The organism is Caballeronia temeraria (assembly GCF_001544795.2).
Classification (GTDB): Bacteria; Pseudomonadota; Gammaproteobacteria; order Burkholderiales; family Burkholderiaceae; genus Caballeronia; species Caballeronia temeraria.
The window spans coordinates 1-17,784 of the sequence record NZ_FCOI02000028.1 but is presented as its reverse complement, the minus strand read 5'-3'; the positions used below and the strand labels follow the sequence as shown (position 1 = coordinate 17,784).

Sequence of the window (17,784 nt, the reverse complement as noted above, 5' to 3'; positions counted from 1 at the left end):
TGAGTGGCGCGCGGGTGATTGGCGGCGTACGGCTCTTTCTCGGCATACTGGAGGATGTCGTCAGTGGCGAGCAGTGTGCGCGGAGGCTACACGGGCGACGAAACTCGCCGTGGAGACAATCCCGTCATTGGCGCCCCGGACGGCGACGGCAACCAGCCAATGGAGTCCAGACGATGCTGTTCCACATATCGACCTGGCACAACGCCTCCGCGTTTGAAATGTTGATTCACGGCTCACCGCGATGGACGCAGGAGCAACTTGCTTTTATCGCTGCAAGGGCGGGATGAGAAATTCCGCTGTGGGCAGGCTCGCCTGCGCAAAGGGTACCGCGTGCGCAAAACCATCCAACGCATACTTTGGACTTGCCATCAAATGTGCAAATGTCGGAACACGATGCGCTAACTGGGAGCGGTCAGGCGGCCGCCTGCGACAGTTGCACTTCCACCGTGACATGGGACAGTCGCTTGAAGCGTTCGAGCACCCCATGATAGAAGCGCGAATCTCGTGCAGGCTCACTGCTCGAGACCGACACCACCGCGCTCATGTGGCCAGGTCCCACCCGCCAGACATGCAGGTCAATAACCTTGTCGCCATGGTCCTCGATAGCAGCACGGACATTCTCTGCCATGCGCCGGTCGGGATTCATGTCGAGAAGAATTGCACCGGTGTCCCGCATCAAGCCGTACGACCAGTTTGCAATCACGAGCGCACCAATCACGCCGGCCAGGGGGTCCATCCATAACCAGCCGAACGCGCGCGCCAGCACCAGCCCGATGATAGCCAGCACGGAGACCGCCGCATCAGCCATCACGTGAATGTAGGCCGACCGGATGTTGTGGTCTCGGGTCGCTGCCTCATGCGCGTCGTCGTGGTGCTCATGTTCTTCAAATTCGACTTCGTGCTCGCCTTCCGGCACTCGCACGATGGCTTTGAAGGCGTGCGGTTCAGGAATGTATTCCTTCGATTCCAGATAGTCGCCACGGTCAGCCAGCGCGAATACCTGTCGAGTCCCGCCGGGTCGGACCGTAGTGACGGACGTCCCAGAAGCGTCCAGCCTTGAACCGCCCGTCGTCGGCGCAATCCGGAAAACGGGCGGCACTCCATCCTCGAAGATGGAAACGGCAAACACACCGGAAGGCGCGAAAATCTTGTGCACCTCGTCTTCGTGAGCATGGTCGTCGTGACCATGACTGTGGCCGTGACCATGACTGTGGCCGTAACTATGACCATGGCTGTGTCCGTGGTCGCCACCGCTTAGCAGCCACACGCTTGCGAGGTTGACTAGCAAGCCGACCACAGCGATAGGAATCGCTTCGCCGAAGTGAATGGGTACCGGCGACAGAAAACGAGACACCGCCTCGTACCCAATCAGCAAAGCAATCATCGCAAGCACGATGGCACTCGTGAACCCTGCAAGGTCACCGAGCTTGCCGGTACCGAACACGAAGCGGGAGTCGGTGGCATGCCTGCGCGCGTAGGTGTACGCCAGCGCTGCAATCAGCATTGCTCCAGCGTGCGTCGACATATGCAGGCCGTCGGCGACAAGCGCAAGCGAGCCGAACATACTGCCGCCAACGATTTCAATCAGCATCATCGCGCTGCACAGCGCAATCACAGCCCATGTCTTGCGCTCGTTCTTTTCATGACCGGCACCCAGAAAGATGTGGTCATGTCCCGCGCCGAACGCGGCGCTTTTGGAATCACTCATTTTTTGACTCTATTTGAAATAGCTGTGAACAACTTCGACGAGTTGTTCCGTTGCGCTGCCACCGTGGTCCTCACCGTTATCCGCATCGACAAGGTGGTTTCTGATGTGGTCTTCCAGCACGACAGCCAGCAGGCCATTCATCGCCCCGCGACAACTCGTAATTCGCTGCAAAACATCCGAGCAACCATGCTCTTCCTCGAGGGCGCGCTCGATTGCTTCGACCTGCCCCTTGATACGACGAACCCTGTTAAGAAGTTTTTGTTTTTCCTGAACCGTATGACTCATCGCGCTCTCCAGATACCCCTATGGGGTATATAATCCTTCAAGTGTACCATAGGGGGTGGGGGTATATATTTGCACATGAACTTCTCCGTTCTAGCGGATTTCGCCGGATACTTCTCAAACTCGACTGATGTTTGTAGCCCGTCAATCCATGAACTCAAGTCACGACGCCGCATTCACCGCGCTGCTCGCAGCCGCATTGTTCGGCGCAACGACGCCTCTCGCTAAGACTCTGCTTGGGTCCCTTTCACCTTTCATGGTCGCGGGCTTGTTCTACCTTGGTAGCGGTGTGGGACTCGCCGTGGGAATTCTCGTGCGACGTCTTCGGCGTACCACCGGCGATAGACAAAACGAAAGCCGAATTCAGGTTGCTGAAGTGCCGTGGCTTTTCGGGGCAATCGCAGCGGGCGGGGTAGCCGGGCCTGCACTGCTCATGCTCGGCCTCAGCTCGACTCCTGCTGCAACCAGTTCCCTGCTATTGAACCTCGAAGGCGTTTTCACGGCGGTCATCGCTTGGGTGGTATTTCGTGAAAATGTAGACCTGCAGATATTTCTAGGGATGGTCGCGATAGTGCTGGGCGGCGTTGTGCTTTCGTGGCAGCCGGGCACCGCTGGTGTCTCGCCTGGGGCGCTTCTCGTGGCAGCAGCCTGCGGTGCGTGGGCTATCGATAATAATTTGACGCGGAAGGTGTCGGCGAACGACGCAATGGTCATTGCGTGCCTGAAAGGTCTTGTCGCTGGCTCAGTCAACTTATGCATCGCGCTGCTGCTCGGTGCACATCTGCCCGGCGTTGCGAAGATGGCGGCTGCGATGGTCACAGGCTTCGCTGGCTACGGCGTCAGCCTGGTTCTTTTTGTTGTCGCCCTGCGAAATCTCGGCACCGCCCGAACCGGCGCGTACTTTTCTGTCGCCCCGATATTCGGCGTTGCCTTGTCGCTAGTCTTCTGGCCCGAGGTGCCATCACTGTCTTTCTGGATTGCGGCTGTGCTCATGGCTTTGGGAATCTGGCTCCATATCCGTGAGCGGCACGAGCATCCGCACACTCACGAAGTCCTAGACCATAACCATCGACACCGACACGACGAGCACCATCAACACACGCACGATTTTGAGTGGGACGGGGAGGAACCGCATACGCATCCCCATCAGCACGCGCCGATTAGCCATACGCACGCGCATTTCCCTGATATTCACCACCGCCATACCCATTGACGCATCGGCCATACAGAAACGGACAATGCCGTCTGACGTGTCGTAGCTTTGGCGGCATCCGCGACCGATGCGGGTGCGAAGCATCTCAGGAGACAAACAGTTTAAGTGCGAGTCCGACTACACCAGAAGCAAGCACGACCGGTATTACCCCGACCTTGAACCGGAACAGCGCAATACCGGCGACCAGACCGATTAACAGCGAGGGCCATTCGAATCCGCCTTGCATACCATGTGGCCACAATACGTGAAGCGCAAAAAATACGGCGAGGTTGACGATGACGCCGACCACGGCGGAAGTGATAGCTGTCAACGGCGCAGTAAATTTGAGATTGCCGTGGGTCGTTTCGATGAAGGGACCGCCGAGCAGAATGAACAGGAAGGACGGTAGGAAAGTAAAGAACGTCACGACGACGGATGCGGCGACAGCCGAGGCGAGAATTGCATCTGGTCCGAACACAGCCTTGGTCCAGCCACCTACGAACCCGACGAAGGAAACGACCATGATAAGTGGTCCAGGCGTCGTCTCTCCGAGCGCCAGGCCATCTATCATTTCCAACCCGGTAAGCCAGTGATAGTTATCGACGGCGCCTTGGTAAACATACGGCAACACCGCATACGCGCCCCCGAAAGTGAGCAACGCGGCTTTCGTGAAGAACCAGGCCATCTGCGTAAGCGTTCCACTCCAGCCGTACACGAGGGAAAGCGCTCCAATGGCCGCAAGCCATATCAGCAGGAAGACCCCAAGCACGAGGGCGAATCGCTTCCATGTGAAGAGCGCATGCCGTGGGGTGGGCGTGTCGTCGTCAAGAAGTGCGGGACCAAACCCCTTGTCGCCCGACTTGTGTCCGCCTCCGACCACGAATCTGGACGGAGCATATTTACCCCCAAAATGCCCGATGATGCCGGCTACCAGGACGATGAAAGGGAACGGGACATTGGCCAGGAAGATGGCGAGGAACGCCGCCGCTGCAATAGACCACAGCCAGGCGTTCTTCAATGCACGAGAGCCAATTCTGTACGCCGCGAAGACGACAATGGCGGTGACCGCTGGCTTAATGCCGTAAAGCACGCCTGCAACGGCTGGGACACTGCCGAAAGCCATGTAGACCCAAGACAGCCCTATCAGTATGAAAAGCGACGGCAGTACAAAGAGGCCGCCTGCGATTACACCACCCCACGTCCGATGCATTAGCCAACCGATGTAGGTAGCGAGCTGTTGCGCCTCCGGTCCAGGGAGCACCATGCAATAATTCAATGCGTGCAGGAATCGCTTCTCGGAAATCCAGCGTTTTCGCTCGACCAGGTCCTGATGCATGATGGCAATCTGACCCGCTGGCCCTCCGAAGCTGATAAGGCCGAGCTTGAGCCAATACCACAGTGCTTGACCGAGGCTCACGGCCTCGACGGCATTGATTCGCTCGTTGCGTATTTCGTTGTCTTGCGCCATCTTAGTCTGTTGCACTTGATACTCCACAGGCGGTAGTAACGGATGGTCGGCAAGTGGCCACGCCACGGTATTTCGCTGCAATCAACTCAGCGCGCGTTGCAAGCCAAGGCTGGCCAAATCGCAGCCGCGAACCGACCACGCGTAACGGACCCATTAACTCAGTATCAGAACGCATGCGGGTGCGCTCATCGCCGCCGCTTGGCTGCTGCTTTCTCTTGCGCAGCAAAGTGAGCGAGGAGTGAGTCGAGCGTCGGGCTCATCTCGGTTAGCAGCGCGTCGTCGCTTAAGCCGCGCTGACTCGCTCCCGTCATCACCGCTTCGAACCCGGCAGCTTCAGGGACTGTGACGCCGCCCACGTCGAGCGAATGAACCATGCTAGAGAGTCCAGCCATACCTGGCTCATCTTCGATGCCGAAGCTGGCGGCCAACACCTCGAACGTAACGCGGTCGTTGATGTGTGAGAAAGTCGCGCCGTCGAAATCGAAGCCCACTGCGTTTTCTGGACAATCCTCCGGGGTTGCGAGCCACAGGAATCGCGCTTCGCCGTCGATAAATCGCCGAACGAGCCACGCGCTGGCGACGCGGTCCACCCAAAGCTTCCTCCGAGTCGCCCAGACCCTGCCCTGGTAGTCCGCTCGCTTTACAAGCTTTATCCTGCCGTCCGCCTGATGTGGCTCACCTGGGGACAACACGGCATCGGCGGCCGCGACAAAATCTTGCCAGGCAGACTGCGCACGAACGGATGCCTCGTTCGGAAAGAAATCAATCCCCGCAATCGCTTCAAACTCTTTACGGGTCTTGCGCAGGAGTTTGGTGATTTCGGCAGGTGTGAGGCTTGTGAGCGTTTTGCGGGTTTCATCCAATGACCGGCGTAACGTTCCGTAGTCGTCACTCCGGTCGAACAGCAACTGGAATTCTGAATCTTGGGCGCTGTCGCGACTGCCGAACCGCAATAGATAAGACGTCCCGCCTGCCTGACTAATGCCTTCGGACATCTCGGTCATCTCGACGCCCGCGCTCTCTTCGTCCGGGAGCAGGTACACCCCATCGCGCAGTACAGCACACCCTTTCGCTTTTAACGCGCGCCAGTACCGCATACGCGCGGTGGCATTGTCGGTCGGAAGGGTGAGCACGAGAAGCAGCCATTGAGTCAAATGATTCATGTTGCGTACACTACTCCACAGTTACGCGCGTTACAAATTAATTTTGCGTTGCGTGTCTTTTGTGCCTACCATCCGTCGCAGGACAAGGCTGTTTCGAATCGCAAAGGCGGAGGTTCAGTGCGCCTCAAGTGGGCGTGTTTCGCTATCCGGCAAAAAACGGGAGGCGCATGTGACTGCACGAAGACAGTTTCTGACCGAAGCGACAACGGTGGGGGCGGGCCTTGTTTTGGCTTCGACTGGCAGCGTACTGCAGGCGGCTGAGCCGACCGGTTACAGTGACAAGCTCGTAGACGCGGACGGCAAATACTGGGCGGCGCCGCTGCCCTTTGCATACGATGCCTTGGAACCGATTATTGATTCCCGTACCGTCGAGGTGCACTACAACTTCCATCACAAGCCGGCTGTAGTTGCGGCGAACAAAGCAGAGGAGGCGTTGACGAAGGCTCGGGATTCCAACGACTTTGCGCTTGTGAAATTTTATGAGAAAGAGTTGTCCTTCCAACTCTCTAGCCACATCCTGCATACGATTTACTGGACGAGCATCTCTGGTAAAGGTGCTGAACCAAGCGGCGAACTAGCCAAAGCAATCGATAAGAATTTCGGCTCATATGCAAAGTTCAAGGCGCAACTGTTCGCCAATTCGATGAACGTGGAGGCTTCAGGTTGGGGTGTTGTCGGATACCATCCTGCGACCGGCAAGCTGATGGTGTTGCAGTGTGAAAATCATCAGAAGCTGACCGCGTGGGGCGTGCCGCCCATTCTCGTCCTCGATGTCTTCGAGCACGCGTACTACCTGAGATACCAGAACAAACGCAACGACTATCTGACCCAGCTATTCACGTTGCTGAATTGGGAGAATGCCGGGCAACGGTTCAGCACCGTACAGTCGACACGGAGGTTGACATGAAATGGGTCACCCGAGAACGTCCGAAAATCGACCGCATCGCGTGTCCCTGGCTCGTTCGCCGATTCCTGGATTCCTCGCCGGAGTTCCTGTTTGTGCCTGCAGACCAGGTTCTGGCAGTCGCCGAGCGCGATGGTGCCTTGCCGTTCGATGTGCCGGGAGTGAAACTCTCGCATAACGGCGACCTTTGCAGTTTCGATACTTTCTTGAACGAGTATCAATTGTCGGACCCAGTGTTGGCCAGGCTTGCAATCATTGTGCGAGGCGCAGATACCGCGAGGCTCGACCTCGCTCCGCAGGCGGCGGGGCTCCTGGCGTTGTCGCTTGGCCTTTCACGAATCTTTCCCGACGACCAGGAGATACTTTCACACGGCATGGTGATGTATGACGCGCTCTACGCCTGGTGCCGCGACTGTCAGAGCGAAGTGCACAGCTGGCCGCCTGCGAAATAAGTTTTGCCATGCCAAACGCTAGAGCAACGTACTTGACGCTGGTTGCGAACTGGCGATTTCTCGGTCCACTTGCTTTGACAGTGTTCATTCTCGGTGCGAGCGCCGATTCCCTTTCGGCTCCAGTGGCCTCTCCTTCGGTATCAGGTCTGCCATTGCAAAAGATAGCCGACATCCCTCTGGGGGGTCGCCCCACCCGTTTTGACTACGCGAGCCTGGATGCGGGCCGACATTTGCTGTTTCTTGCGCACCTTGGTGACAGCGAGTTAATTGTTTTCAATACCATCACCTCTCGCGTTGTTGGCCGCATCCCAAACATCGAATCTGTTCATGGCGTGCTTGCGATTTCCCAATTAGGGCGCGTGTATGCGACAGCCACGGGCGCGAACGAAGTCGTCGTTATCGACATCGGTACGCTGCAAGTGACAGCGCGCGTTCCAACCGGCGCATACCCCGACGGAATGGCTTATGCACCTGAAGCACGCAAGCTCTATGTGTCGGACAAAAACGGTGGCACCGCGACCGTCATCGACGTCGGCTCAAATCGGCCGGTTGCATCGATTCCACTTGGGGGAGAGGTTGGTAACGCGCAATATGACTCTGTTTCAAAACACATTTTCGTCAACGAACAGACGCATTCGGAGTTGGTGGAAGTAGACCCAGAAAGGGACCAAGTCATAGCCCGAATTCCGTTGCCAGGTGCGAAAGGAAACCATGGGTTACTCATCGACCCGGCACAGCACCTGGCCTTCATCGCCTGCGAAGACAACAACCGGCTTGTTGTACTCGACCTGCGAACGAGGGCGGTGAAAGCCATGTTCGGGACGGGAAAGGACCCTGATGTCTTAGCGTACGATGAACGTCACGGCCTCCTATATGTTGCTGGCGAGGCTGGCGTCGTGTCCATGTACCGCATCGGGCGGGACGCAGTGTCCAAAATCGGCGACGGCTATATCGGTTCGAATGCGCATGTCGTGGCAGTCGACAGCGACACGCACATTTCATATTTTCCGCTAAGGGACGTGGCTGGTAAGCCAGTGCTACGTGTCTTCTGGTCGCATCCGTAGGTCAGCCTTCCGCTAGTGAGCTTGGAACTGACGGCGTGTGACTCGAAGCGTCGATTCGAAAACACCCAGCAAACCAAAACCTGGGTATCTGCTAAGAAGTTCTCCGCCGCTGCCAAGGCTTGGGAAAGTCATCTGGTCAGCGGCAGACGCCGATTCGCTAGGACATGTCTTCCTCGACCGGAATCGCGCGGAACACTGGTCGGGGTTGCCTTTCTTCCAAGCGTGAAGCCAAGTCGGGCGGTCCCGCGGGCTCGCTCCATAACAAAAGGAGGCCCCACCAGATGGCTTCGATGTCTCGAGGACACTCTCACGATAGCGAATCGGAGCAAGCACAACGGATGAAGCGAGTAAGGACGAACAAGAATGATTGACGAAATTTGGCGATGGAAAGGCTGAAATGCTTCTGCGCGCAAAAATTCGACAGTTTGCTTCGTGCCTCGTGCCGCCTTCGGGGACCGACGGCGGAGTCGGCCGAATTCTGGCGGCACGGTCATTGCCCGGCTTTTGCGACGGATACGTGGCAGTGCTTTTGCCGGTCTACTTGCTTGCACTGGGCTACGGGCAACTGGAGGTCGGCCTGACTGGCAGCGCCACCCTGTTTGGCTCGGCATTAACGACTATTGCGGTGGGCGCGATTGGGCCCCGGTACCCGCTTCGCCGGATGCTGATTTGGGCAGCCGTCCTGATGACCGCCACGGGACTGGGTTTTGCCTCGTTGTCGTCGTGGTGGCCCCTGATGCTCATCGCGTTTGTCGGAACACTCAACCCGAGCTCAGGGGATGTCAGCCTGTTCTTGCCGCTGGAACAATCACGTCTGGCCGAGTTGGCCACGGCGGACGCGCGAACGGTGATTTTCGCGCGTTACAGTCTCGCAGGTGCGCTGTCAGCGGCCGTCGGTGCATTTGCAGCAGCCGTGCCCGCATGGCTCGTTTCGCGAGCCGAAGTCGAAATGCTGACTGCGCTGCGAATCATGCTTTTTGCCTATGCCCTGGCTGGAGCGATGCTGTGCTGGCCCTATCGTGGCCTGCCCGAGCGCCCACCCGCTCACAGCTCTGCTCGCGTTTCATTGGGTCCCTCCCGGCGCGTCGTCACTCGACTCGCGCTGCTCTTCAGCGTGGACGCCTTCGCGGGAGGTCTGGTTGTGAATTCGCTTCTTTCACTTTGGCTACTGCAGCGATTCGGCCTCTCGCTGGGCATCGTCGCGCAGTTTTTCTTCTGGACGGGATTGCTGTCCGCAGCCTCGCAGCTGGTGGCCGTTCCGCTCGCTCGCAAGGTTGGCCTCCTCAATACGATGGTGTTCACCCACATTCCCTCCAGTCTATGTCTGATTGGCGCAGCGTTTTGCTCGTCAATGTGGGCAACCCTGACGCTTTTGCTGATACGAAGTGCTCTTTCGCAGATGGATGTCCCGACACGAACGGCGTACGTGATGTCCGTGGTAACGCCGCCTGAGCGGCCCGCAGCAGCCAGTTTCACCGCGGTGCCTAGAAGTCTCGCTGCGGCAATCGCGCCAATGCTGGCCGGAGTGATGATGGCTTCGGGATATGTTGGCGCGCCGTTGGTGGCATGCGGAGTGCTAAAGATTACATATGACCTCACGCTGCTGCGAGTGTTCAGGCGCGTAGACATTACCCATTAGCCCAACCACGAACGAACGGAAGCGACGCTGACGGGCTCCAACTTCACGATGCTCAGAGTCGCGGTCTAGGACATCAAGGAGAACTATCGTGAAGACTCTTGTTTGTGTCATCCCGCTTCTCGTTTCAGCTAGCGCGTTCGCAACCGCACCTCATGTGAATGACGGAATTCTGGTGGACGAACACGGTATGACGCTCTACGTATTTGGCGGGACGGGGACACCTGACGCCAAATCCTGCGAAGGTGATTGCGCTAGAAATTTCCCACCGGCGATTGCTCAGCCGGACGATAAGGCAGAGGGAAAGCTGTCGCTAGTATCTACAACTGACAGCAGCGAGCGGCAATGGGCTTATCAAGGTAAGCGCCTCTACCACGGCGCAATGGATAAGAAGCCTGGTGATACCCATGGCGATGGGCTCAATACCGTTTGGCATGTCGTCCGTCCGAAGTAGCCTTGAGTGCTCAATCGCTCGCTGTCCACCTATTTCAAACTCTCTCTCATCAAGCGAAGAACTACTCGCATAAGTTGGCAATGACGCTCCACGGCCACGCACACATCGGCCCTAACGACCTTTCGATTGGACGCTATCACCGAGGGACGTCTGGAGCTAGCGGCGGTTGGGTCATTTAGGGCGCGATGCTGCGTCGGCTATTTCGCGGGTATGCTCGCTAGTCGTCGGCCGCAGCCAGTAGCAATTGCTGCGTACGCTTCATGACCCAAGCAACCTCCCGTCGGGAGAGGTCCCACTCGCCAGCGTCGACTTTCAATCTCACGCCTTTCTCGGCCCGGGTCAACGCCACGTCTTGCGACAGACGCGAGCTAGCAATTTTTCGCGAAGCATACGCGGATAGCTGACTAGCAAGGCCCTCACACGCGTCATAGCGTGCCCACAGTTGCTCGTCAGTGAGACCGCTTTGATAACGTCCGTCGACTTCGCGAACGAGAAGCTTTGGTTGGACCCGGTTACAGAACCCAGGTTCGGCTCTCTCGGAAAATCATCAGGCACACGTCGGTCTGTCATTTTCCGCTTCGACGCTCATCTTCGCGAGCTCATCGCCGGTCTGCTGAAATGTTTTTTGCAGGCAAACCTCCAGAGCCTGTGGTCAGTTTTCCGCGTGCGCACTTCCAATGCGAAATCATCATCCGTGCTGCGCGGTATACATAGTGCTGCCCGCTCCACGGCGCAGCCGCGCGACTGGTCGGACATCAACGGCAGCGGTCGCGGGACAACCGGTACTGTGGGATAGTCTTGAGACACCGGACAGGGTGGCGAAGTTAGCGCCCTGAGGCGAACGGCTGACGGGCGACGCTGGCTCCGAGGGGCATCTTAATGGTGCTTGGAACGTGTCTGAAGGCCTCGCTTAGGATAAGGCGGGGCTCAACTTCACCAAGGGGCATCACTCAAAAATCAGGATGAACGCTGCGAAGACGCGTTGAAACGTAGGAAGGTGAGTACGGGGTATTCGGGGTTGGTGCGCGCCGCTGTGGTCGATGGGTGGTGGCGGTTGGGGGCTCAAAAGTGCCGACCAGAAGATGATGCAGCGGATGCAGGCACCGCCTTATACCGGTAATGCCGACAAAGACTTTGTCGCTCGCATGATTCCCCATAATCGGGGCGCGGTTGACATGGCGGAAGTACGACTCAAGTACGGAAAAGACCCCGAGTTGAAGAAGCTGGCGAAAACATCATCAAGGCGCAAAAAGAAGAGATTGCCTTCATGCAACGGTGGCAGGCTAAGCATGCGGCGAAGTAATCGCTCTCTCTTGCGAGACCGCGTCGCTGCTTGCTTCCGCCATCGATTATGCCTATCCCTGTGACAACTGCTGCGGCTGCGTGACTATGTTCGCGCAGTCCGTAACCGCAGCGCATTGCCGATGACTGAGACCGAGCTCAAGGCCATCGCGGCGCTTGCGATAATTGGGCTTAACAAGATGCCGAGCCACGGATAAAGGACGCCAGCGGCAAGCGGTATGCCGATGGCGTTGTAGGCGAATGCGAAGAACAGGTTCTGCCTGATGTTCTTCATGGTCGCAACGCTGAGCGAGCGGGCGCGGGCGATACCGCGCAGGTCACCTTTCACCAGCACTATCCGAGCGCTGTTCATCGCGACGTCGGTGCCGGTCCCCATTGCGATGCCGACGTTCGCCTGCGCGAGTGCGGGGGCATCATTGACGCCGTCGCCAGCCATCGCCACGATGCGCCCCTGTTGTTGCAGTTCCTGCACGTGCCGATACTTGTCCTCAGGCAGAACGCCCGCCTTGACATCGTCGAGTTCCAATGACTTCGCAACAGCCGTCGCTGTAATCTGATTGTCGCCGGTCAGCATCACAATGTTCACGCCGGACGCTTTCAGTTTGCGCACGGCCTCCGGCGTTGTGCCCTTGACCGGGTCAGCAACGCCCAGATAGCCAGCCAGCTCGCCGTCTATCACGACGTACATTACAGTTTGCCCGGCCTCCCGCAATCTGTCCGTCTCATTTCCGACCGATGCGCAATCGATGCCCAGGTCTGCCATCAGTCGAGCGTTACCCAATGACACGGTGTGTCCATCGATTCTTCCGGTCACACCCTTCCCAGGAACGGAGTCGAATGCTTCAACCTGCGAGGTCTTCTCACCGGATTCCTTAGCGTAGGACGTGATTGCCTGCACAAGGGGATGCTCGCTGGCACCCTCTAGGCTCGCCGCGTAGCCGATGACTGCCGAATCCTGAGCAGGCTTGAGGGCGAGCACCTGCTGAACACGTGGTTTGCCTTCTGTGAGCGTCCCGGTCTTGTCGACAACGACTGTGTCGACCTTCTCCATCAGTTCGAGCGCTTCCGCATCCTTGATGAGTACGCCTTCCTGCGCGCCCCGACCGACGCCCACGATAATCGACACGGGCGTCGCGAGGCCGAGTGCGCAAGGGCACGCAATGATAAGGACGCTGATGGCAACGACCAGCGCGTTTGCGAGCGCAGGAGCGGGCCCTGCGACGGCCCAAACGATGAAAGCGCCGACCGCTATGCTGATGACCGCGAGCACGAACCATCCTGAGACCTGGTCAGTCAGGTTCTGTATGGGGGCGCGTGAACGGCCAGCCTCGGCGACCATTTGCACAATCCGCGCGAGCAGCGTGTCAGCGCCGATTTTTTCCGCGCGCATCACAAAGGTTCCAGTCTGATTGACCGTCGCACCGGTGACCTTGCTCCCCGTAATCTTCTCAGCGGGAATCGATTCGCCCGTAATCATCGACTCATCGACACTGGAACGCCCATCGACGACCACGCCGTCGACTGGGATTTTCGAGCCGGGCTTCACGCGCAGTGAATCGCCCACGGCGACCGTTTCGAGAGGGACCGTCTCCTCGCTGCCGTCGTGTCGAATGCGAATTGCCGTATGAGGTGCAAGCTTGAGCAGGTCGCGAATCGCACTTGATGTGCGTGAACGCGCGCGCAGTTCGAGCACCTGGCCAAGCAGTACCAAAGTAACGATAACTGCCGCTGCCTCGAAGTACAGCGGGAGTTCATGGCCTTGTCTGAAAGCGCGTGGCAACGCGTCAGGAAAGAACAGCGCGAAGACGCTGAATATGTAGGCTGCAGCTACCCCCAGTCCGATGAGGCTGAACATGTTCAACCGCCGGGTCATGAACGATTTCCAACCCCGCGTCAGAAACGGCCAGCCGCCCCACAGGACAACCGGTGTCGCCAACACGCCTTGAATGCACTGGGACCAGGAAGCCTTCATCCAGTGAGGCCATCCGGAAAACAATCCGTTCAATACCGCATCGAGGTCGAATGGCAAAATCATCTTGCCCATCGTCATCAACAGCAGCGGAACCGACAGGACGAGCCCCACCCAGAAGCGCCGCGACATCGACTCAAGCTCGACGTTTCGCTCCTCAGTTACGACCGGGGTGAGTGGCTCTAGCGCCATGCCGCATATGGGGCATGCGCCTGGCGCGGTGGCCCGTATCTGCGGATGCATCGGGCAGGTATAAATGATGCCAGTAGCAGCTTCAGGCGCTGGCGTCTTCGACTTCGTTTCGGTCTTCGGTCGCAGGTATGCGTCGGGGGCCGACTGGAACTTTTGCCGGCAATTGTTGCTGCAGAAATAGTACGTTTTTCCCTGATAGGTCTGGCGATGAGCCGAGTCGCTTTTGACCTGCATGCCGCAAACCGGGTCCTTCAATCGGAGAGCACTGCGCCCCACGACGGCACCCTCGTTCTCATGAGGGGCGCCGTCGTGTGCGTGCGTGTGTGATTGAACCATCGGAGCAGGCCACCGGTATCAATGGACGTGAATCGTATCGTCTTGTGAGAGTCGCGGAATGAAGCGTGGCGTACGTGCTGCGTACTCGCGCCACGCGTCGCCGAACTGTGCCTCAGAGTCGCGCTCTTCCTGTCTCGCGAGTCGCACGTACATATACACCAGCACGGGGAACATGAGGAGCGTGACAAGCGTCGGCCATTGCAGCAGAAAGCCAAACATGATGACCACGAAGCCGACGTACTGCGGATGGCGAACCTTTGCGTAGGGGCCCGTGGTCGCAAGTTGGCCGTTTCGCTGGGCGTCATACAGGACATGCCAGGCGGTGGCCAGCAGGTAGAACCCGCCGAATATGAAGACGATACTCAAGATGTGCGGCATGCCGAAATGCGGGTCGCCGTGCCGGCCAGTCATCATCCACCAGATGTGGCCGGAATCGTGTGAGAAAAGGTTCGTCTGTGGATAATGGTTCTGCAGCCATCCGGACAGCAGGTAGATGGTGAGGGGAAATCCATACATCTCAGCGAAGAGCGCAACGATAAACGCTGAAAAGCCGCCGAAGGTCCGCCAGTCCCGCTTTGTCGCAGGCTTGAAGAAGCTAAACGCAAAGATAATAAAAACCAGGGAGTTGATGACGGCCAAACTCCACAGCCCGTAGCCGGGCCCCATGTTAGTCACGATTGCCTCCTGATTTCGGCAACTGCTCGCTGCTTTCTGGTTGGTTATGTCTATGCCCGTGACCGTGGTGGTGCATGAAGAGATGCATCAGCGGACAGGAAAGCAGCAGCAGATAAGGCAACACGCCGAGAAAGTGTGCACGATGCTCCGAGAACAGCAGAAACACTGCGATTGCGGCGAACACCAGCATCCCAACAGCTGAACGAGATTTCCAGAATGGGCGTGAAGCAAGCGGGGCGTCATTCATCGCCGTCTCCATTGAGCGTTTTCGTTACTTGCCAGGTGTCTGGCCCTGCGCGGACTGACGGTCCATCATTGCCTGCATCATCATCTGCATCATGTCCATACGTTTCACCATCATTTGGTGAGCATCTGCCGACATAGGCATAGCCTCCGAGTCCCGCTTCATCATATCCATCATGTGCATGCTGCTCTGCATGGATTTCATCTGTTCGTCCATCAGTGCCGCACGTTGCTCGGGCGTCTTGGCGTCCATCATCTTTTCGTGCATTGCCTGCATCTGCTTCATCTGTTCGTCGATTTGTCGTTGTGTCTTGCTGGATTTCGCGACGGGCTTGGTTGCAGTCGGGTGATGCGCCTTGTGGTCCGCGTCGCCGGTCGTCTGCTCGGCAGCCAGACCGGTTCCAACGCGGCAGACGCCGAGAATTACGGTGGCGATTACGAGTCTTTTGAGCAAAATCATCGTTTCCTCTGGTGCTCAAGCGAGAGTGATGTCCAACTTTATCGCCGGCGGACCGGTGTTCCTTGACCTAGCTCAACCGGGGCAGAGAAAGGGCTCGAGCTCCTGCGGGCGAGGTGGTTAGCTATCGCTCGTCGCGCACGTATGCGCTTCAAACGCAACCAGGGTTGACTTACGTCAATAAGGGGATGCAACTGCGCGATAGCATGAAGGCGCCTTTTGGGTAAATCACTTGGAAAAAGGTACTGGGCGACGTGGAGGCCATGAATGTATGACCAGCCAACTGACGGGCGCGGTAGAACGCTTCGCATACTCACGGGGTTCCTCCTCTTTGTAACCGCACTGATACTCACTGGCTGCGGATACAACGCTATCCAGGCAGAGGACGAGCAGGTCAAGGCAAGCTGGTCGGAAGTCTTGAACCAGTACCAGCGTCGCGCCGACCTTGTGCCGAATCTCGTCAATACCGTGAAGGGGTACGCTAATCAGGAAAAGGAAGTTCTGTTGAAGGTGACCGAGGCCAGAGCTCAGGTTGGCGCCATCCGCGCGACACCGGACCTGCTGTCCGACCCACAGGCGTTTGCTAAATTCGAATCGGCACAGGGCCAGCTCACCTCGTCCCTTTCCCGTCTGCTCGTGGTATCGGAAAACTACCCGCAGCTGAAGTCCGACGCGAACTTCAGGGATTTGCAGGCCCAACTCGAAGGCACGGAGAACCGCATTGCGGTCGCGCGCACTCGCTACATCAGAGCCGTGCAGCAGTACAACTCCACGGTCAGGTCGTTCCCGAGCAATCTGACGGCAAAGGCGTTTGGCTATCAGGAAAAGCCGAACTTCTCAGTTGCCAATGAAGAGGAGATTTCGAAGCCGCCGCGAGTCGATTTTGGCGCGGCACCTGCATCGGCGGGCGGAGCAAACAATTGACCTTCATGCGCCGACTGTTCGCGTTGCTCGTGGCGGCGTTTGCCTTCGCCAATGGCGGCGTACGTGCCGAAGCACCCATCCCGTCATTGACCGCCCGCGTGACGGACGAGACTGGAACACTAACGAGCGAGCAGCGTTCTGCACTCGAGCAAACTCTCAAGGACTTCGAGGCTCGCAAGGGGACGCAGATTTCGGTGCTAATTGTCCCCACCACACAGCCCGAGACAATCGAGCAGTATTCGATGCGCGTGGTGGACCAATGGAAGCTCGGGCGGCAAAAGATTGATGACGGGGCGCTGCTGATTGTCGCGAAGAACGACCGCACGCTGCGCATCGAGGTCGGATACGGTCTCGAAGGCGCACTGAACGATGCGACCAGTAGCCGGATTATCCGTGAAGTGATTGTCCCCAGGTTCAAGCAGGGTGACTTCTATGGCGGCGTTTCCGCTGGCGTTGACAGTATTATCCGTGTCGCCAACGGAGAACCGCTCCCCGCACCATCACGAAGTCGAGGCGAATCCGATGGCATTGGGCGGCTACTGCCGGTGTTGTTCGTGATGGCAATCGTTGCTGGAGGATTGTTGCGCGTCTTGCTCGGTCGGTTGACCGGCGCCGTTGTGACCGGCGGAATCATCGGCATTCTGGCGTGGGTGCTCTCTGGCGCCATCTTCGTTGCCATCGTCGCAGGAGGAATCGCCCTCGTATTCACCCTTGTAGGCGGCGGCTTGGGGGCATTCGCGGGTGGGCGATACATCGGAGGCCGTTCAGGCGGGCCTGGCGGCCGCTCGAATAGCGATATTTTCAGAGGTGGTGGAGGCGGCTTTGGTGGCGGTGGCGCCTCGGGGAGATGGTAGCTGTGAACCTGAAGCGCATCGTTCGGCATCTGATGATGACCCATTGGCGGGTCAAGGCGGCATTCCCACCTCGTATCCTATCGGCCATCGAAAAAGCCATTCGAGAGAGTCACGATGCCCATGTTGGCCAGGTTAGGTTCGTTGTCGAAGGCGCGCTGCACAGTGTCGCCCTTTTCGATGGATTGACTGCGCGCGAACGCGCAATTGACGTGTTTTCTCTGCTTCGGGTGTGGGACACGGAGCACAACAACGGGGTTCTCATCTATGTCTTATTGGCGGACCGCGACGTTGAAATCATCGCAGACCGAGGCATTCATTCGCGAGTCTCGACAGCAGAATGGGAATCAATTTGTCGGTTGATGGAAGCGCACTTCCGATGTCGCGAGTTTGAGTTGGGTACCCTACGCGGCCTCGAGAAAGTCACAACCCTGCTAAGGAACCTCTGCAAAACCCCAGCTCATAGTGACGTTGAGGAGTACTATTAGCAAATCAACGACTTGGGGGCATAA

General features: G+C 57.9%; 17 protein-coding genes and 1 pseudogene. 10 read left to right on the top strand and 8 right to left on the bottom strand.

Annotated elements, in window-relative coordinates:
• Positions 1 to 412 precede the first annotated feature (412 nt).
• Entirely contained in the window at positions 413 to 1,708 is a 1,296-nt protein-coding gene (gene dmeF / locus AWB76_RS29515; protein WP_061163644.1) for a CDF family Co(II)/Ni(II) efflux transporter DmeF, read from the bottom strand.
• A gap of 9 nt (positions 1,709 to 1,717) precedes the next feature.
• Positions 1,718 to 1,993, bottom strand: a complete 276-nt coding sequence (locus AWB76_RS39510; protein ID WP_074171433.1) for a metal/formaldehyde-sensitive transcriptional repressor — start codon at positions 1,991 to 1,993, stop codon at positions 1,718 to 1,720.
• Positions 1,994 to 2,141: 148 nt separating this feature from the next.
• Here AWB76_RS39510 and AWB76_RS29505 point away from each other — a divergent pair, with 148 nt between their 5' ends.
• Positions 2,142 to 3,203 (top strand): DMT family transporter, encoded by a 1,062-nt coding sequence (locus tag AWB76_RS29505; RefSeq protein ID WP_061163705.1) that lies wholly within the window; start codon positions 2,142 to 2,144, stop codon positions 3,201 to 3,203.
• An 85-nt stretch (positions 3,204 to 3,288) separates the two neighbouring features.
• Here AWB76_RS29505 and chrA read toward each other — a convergent pair whose 3' ends face one another.
• Positions 3,289 to 4,650 (bottom strand): chromate efflux transporter, encoded by a 1,362-nt coding sequence (gene chrA, locus AWB76_RS29500; protein WP_061163642.1) that lies wholly within the window; start codon positions 4,648 to 4,650, stop codon positions 3,289 to 3,291.
• Positions 4,651 to 4,835: 185 nt separating this feature from the next.
• Positions 4,836 to 5,813, bottom strand: a complete 978-nt coding sequence (locus tag AWB76_RS29495; RefSeq protein WP_061163641.1) for a chromate resistance protein ChrB domain-containing protein — start codon at positions 5,811 to 5,813, stop codon at positions 4,836 to 4,838.
• Positions 5,814 to 5,982: 169 nt separating this feature from the next.
• Here AWB76_RS29495 and AWB76_RS29490 point away from each other — a divergent pair, with 169 nt between their 5' ends.
• The 6 genes and pseudogenes from AWB76_RS29490 to copM form a co-directional block, all read left to right on the top strand.
• Positions 5,983 to 6,720: a superoxide dismutase gene (locus tag AWB76_RS29490; RefSeq protein ID WP_244173495.1), complete on the top strand. Its 738-nt coding sequence runs from the start codon at positions 5,983 to 5,985 to the stop codon at positions 6,718 to 6,720.
• Positions 6,717 to 7,169 (top strand): chromate resistance protein ChrB domain-containing protein, encoded by a 453-nt coding sequence (locus AWB76_RS29485; protein WP_061163640.1) that lies wholly within the window; start codon positions 6,717 to 6,719, stop codon positions 7,167 to 7,169. The genes AWB76_RS29490 and AWB76_RS29485 overlap by 4 nt, the downstream gene beginning before the upstream one ends.
• A 32-nt stretch (positions 7,170 to 7,201) precedes the next feature.
• Positions 7,202 to 8,233 (top strand): YncE family protein, encoded by a 1,032-nt coding sequence (locus AWB76_RS29480; RefSeq protein WP_374729958.1) that lies wholly within the window; start codon positions 7,202 to 7,204, stop codon positions 8,231 to 8,233.
• A 397-nt stretch (positions 8,234 to 8,630) separates the two neighbouring features.
• Positions 8,631 to 9,872: an MFS transporter gene (locus tag AWB76_RS29475; RefSeq protein ID WP_061163638.1), complete on the top strand. Its 1,242-nt coding sequence runs from the start codon at positions 8,631 to 8,633 to the stop codon at positions 9,870 to 9,872.
• 88 nt (positions 9,873 to 9,960) lie between these two features.
• Entirely contained in the window at positions 9,961 to 10,323 is a 363-nt protein-coding gene (locus AWB76_RS39505; protein ID WP_082864559.1) for a COG4315 family predicted lipoprotein, read from the top strand.
• A gap of 1,064 nt (positions 10,324 to 11,387) precedes the next feature.
• Positions 11,388 to 11,626, top strand: a pseudogene (gene copM / locus AWB76_RS39500) (CopM family metallochaperone); the annotation flags it as partial.
• Positions 11,627 to 11,710: 84 nt separating this feature from the next.
• On the opposite strand, the gene AWB76_RS29465 reads toward copM, so the two are convergent.
• The 4 genes from AWB76_RS29465 to AWB76_RS29450 are packed head-to-tail and all read right to left on the bottom strand — an operon-like array spanning position 11,711 to position 15,500.
• Positions 11,711 to 14,122, bottom strand: coding sequence for a heavy metal translocating P-type ATPase (locus tag AWB76_RS29465; protein WP_061163637.1), 2,412 nt, complete (start codon positions 14,120 to 14,122; stop codon positions 11,711 to 11,713).
• 18 nt (positions 14,123 to 14,140) lie between these two features.
• On the bottom strand, positions 14,141 to 14,788 hold the full coding sequence (locus AWB76_RS29460; protein WP_061163636.1) for a methyltransferase family protein: 648 nt from the start codon (positions 14,786 to 14,788) through the stop codon (positions 14,141 to 14,143).
• Between the two features lies 1 nt (position 14,789).
• Positions 14,790 to 15,044 (bottom strand): DUF2933 domain-containing protein, encoded by a 255-nt coding sequence (locus AWB76_RS29455; RefSeq protein WP_061163703.1) that lies wholly within the window; start codon positions 15,042 to 15,044, stop codon positions 14,790 to 14,792.
• A gap of 24 nt (positions 15,045 to 15,068) precedes the next feature.
• On the bottom strand, positions 15,069 to 15,500 hold the full coding sequence (locus AWB76_RS29450; protein ID WP_061163635.1) for a hypothetical protein: 432 nt from the start codon (positions 15,498 to 15,500) through the stop codon (positions 15,069 to 15,071).
• 264 nt (positions 15,501 to 15,764) lie between these two features.
• Here AWB76_RS29450 and AWB76_RS29445 point away from each other — a divergent pair, with 264 nt between their 5' ends.
• The 3 genes from AWB76_RS29445 to AWB76_RS29435 are packed head-to-tail and all read left to right on the top strand — an operon-like array spanning position 15,765 to position 17,760.
• Positions 15,765 to 16,421, top strand: a complete 657-nt coding sequence (locus AWB76_RS29445) for a LemA family protein (RefSeq protein WP_061163634.1) — start codon at positions 15,765 to 15,767, stop codon at positions 16,419 to 16,421.
• 5 nt (positions 16,422 to 16,426) lie between these two features.
• Complete coding sequence (locus AWB76_RS29440; protein WP_061163702.1) at positions 16,427 to 17,275, top strand: TPM domain-containing protein; 849 nt, start codon at positions 16,427 to 16,429, stop codon at positions 17,273 to 17,275.
• On the top strand, positions 17,269 to 17,760 hold the full coding sequence (locus tag AWB76_RS29435) for a TPM domain-containing protein (RefSeq protein ID WP_061163633.1): 492 nt from the start codon (positions 17,269 to 17,271) through the stop codon (positions 17,758 to 17,760). Before AWB76_RS29440 ends, AWB76_RS29435 begins: the two co-directional genes overlap by 7 nt.
• The last annotated feature ends 24 nt before the right edge of the window (positions 17,761 to 17,784 follow it).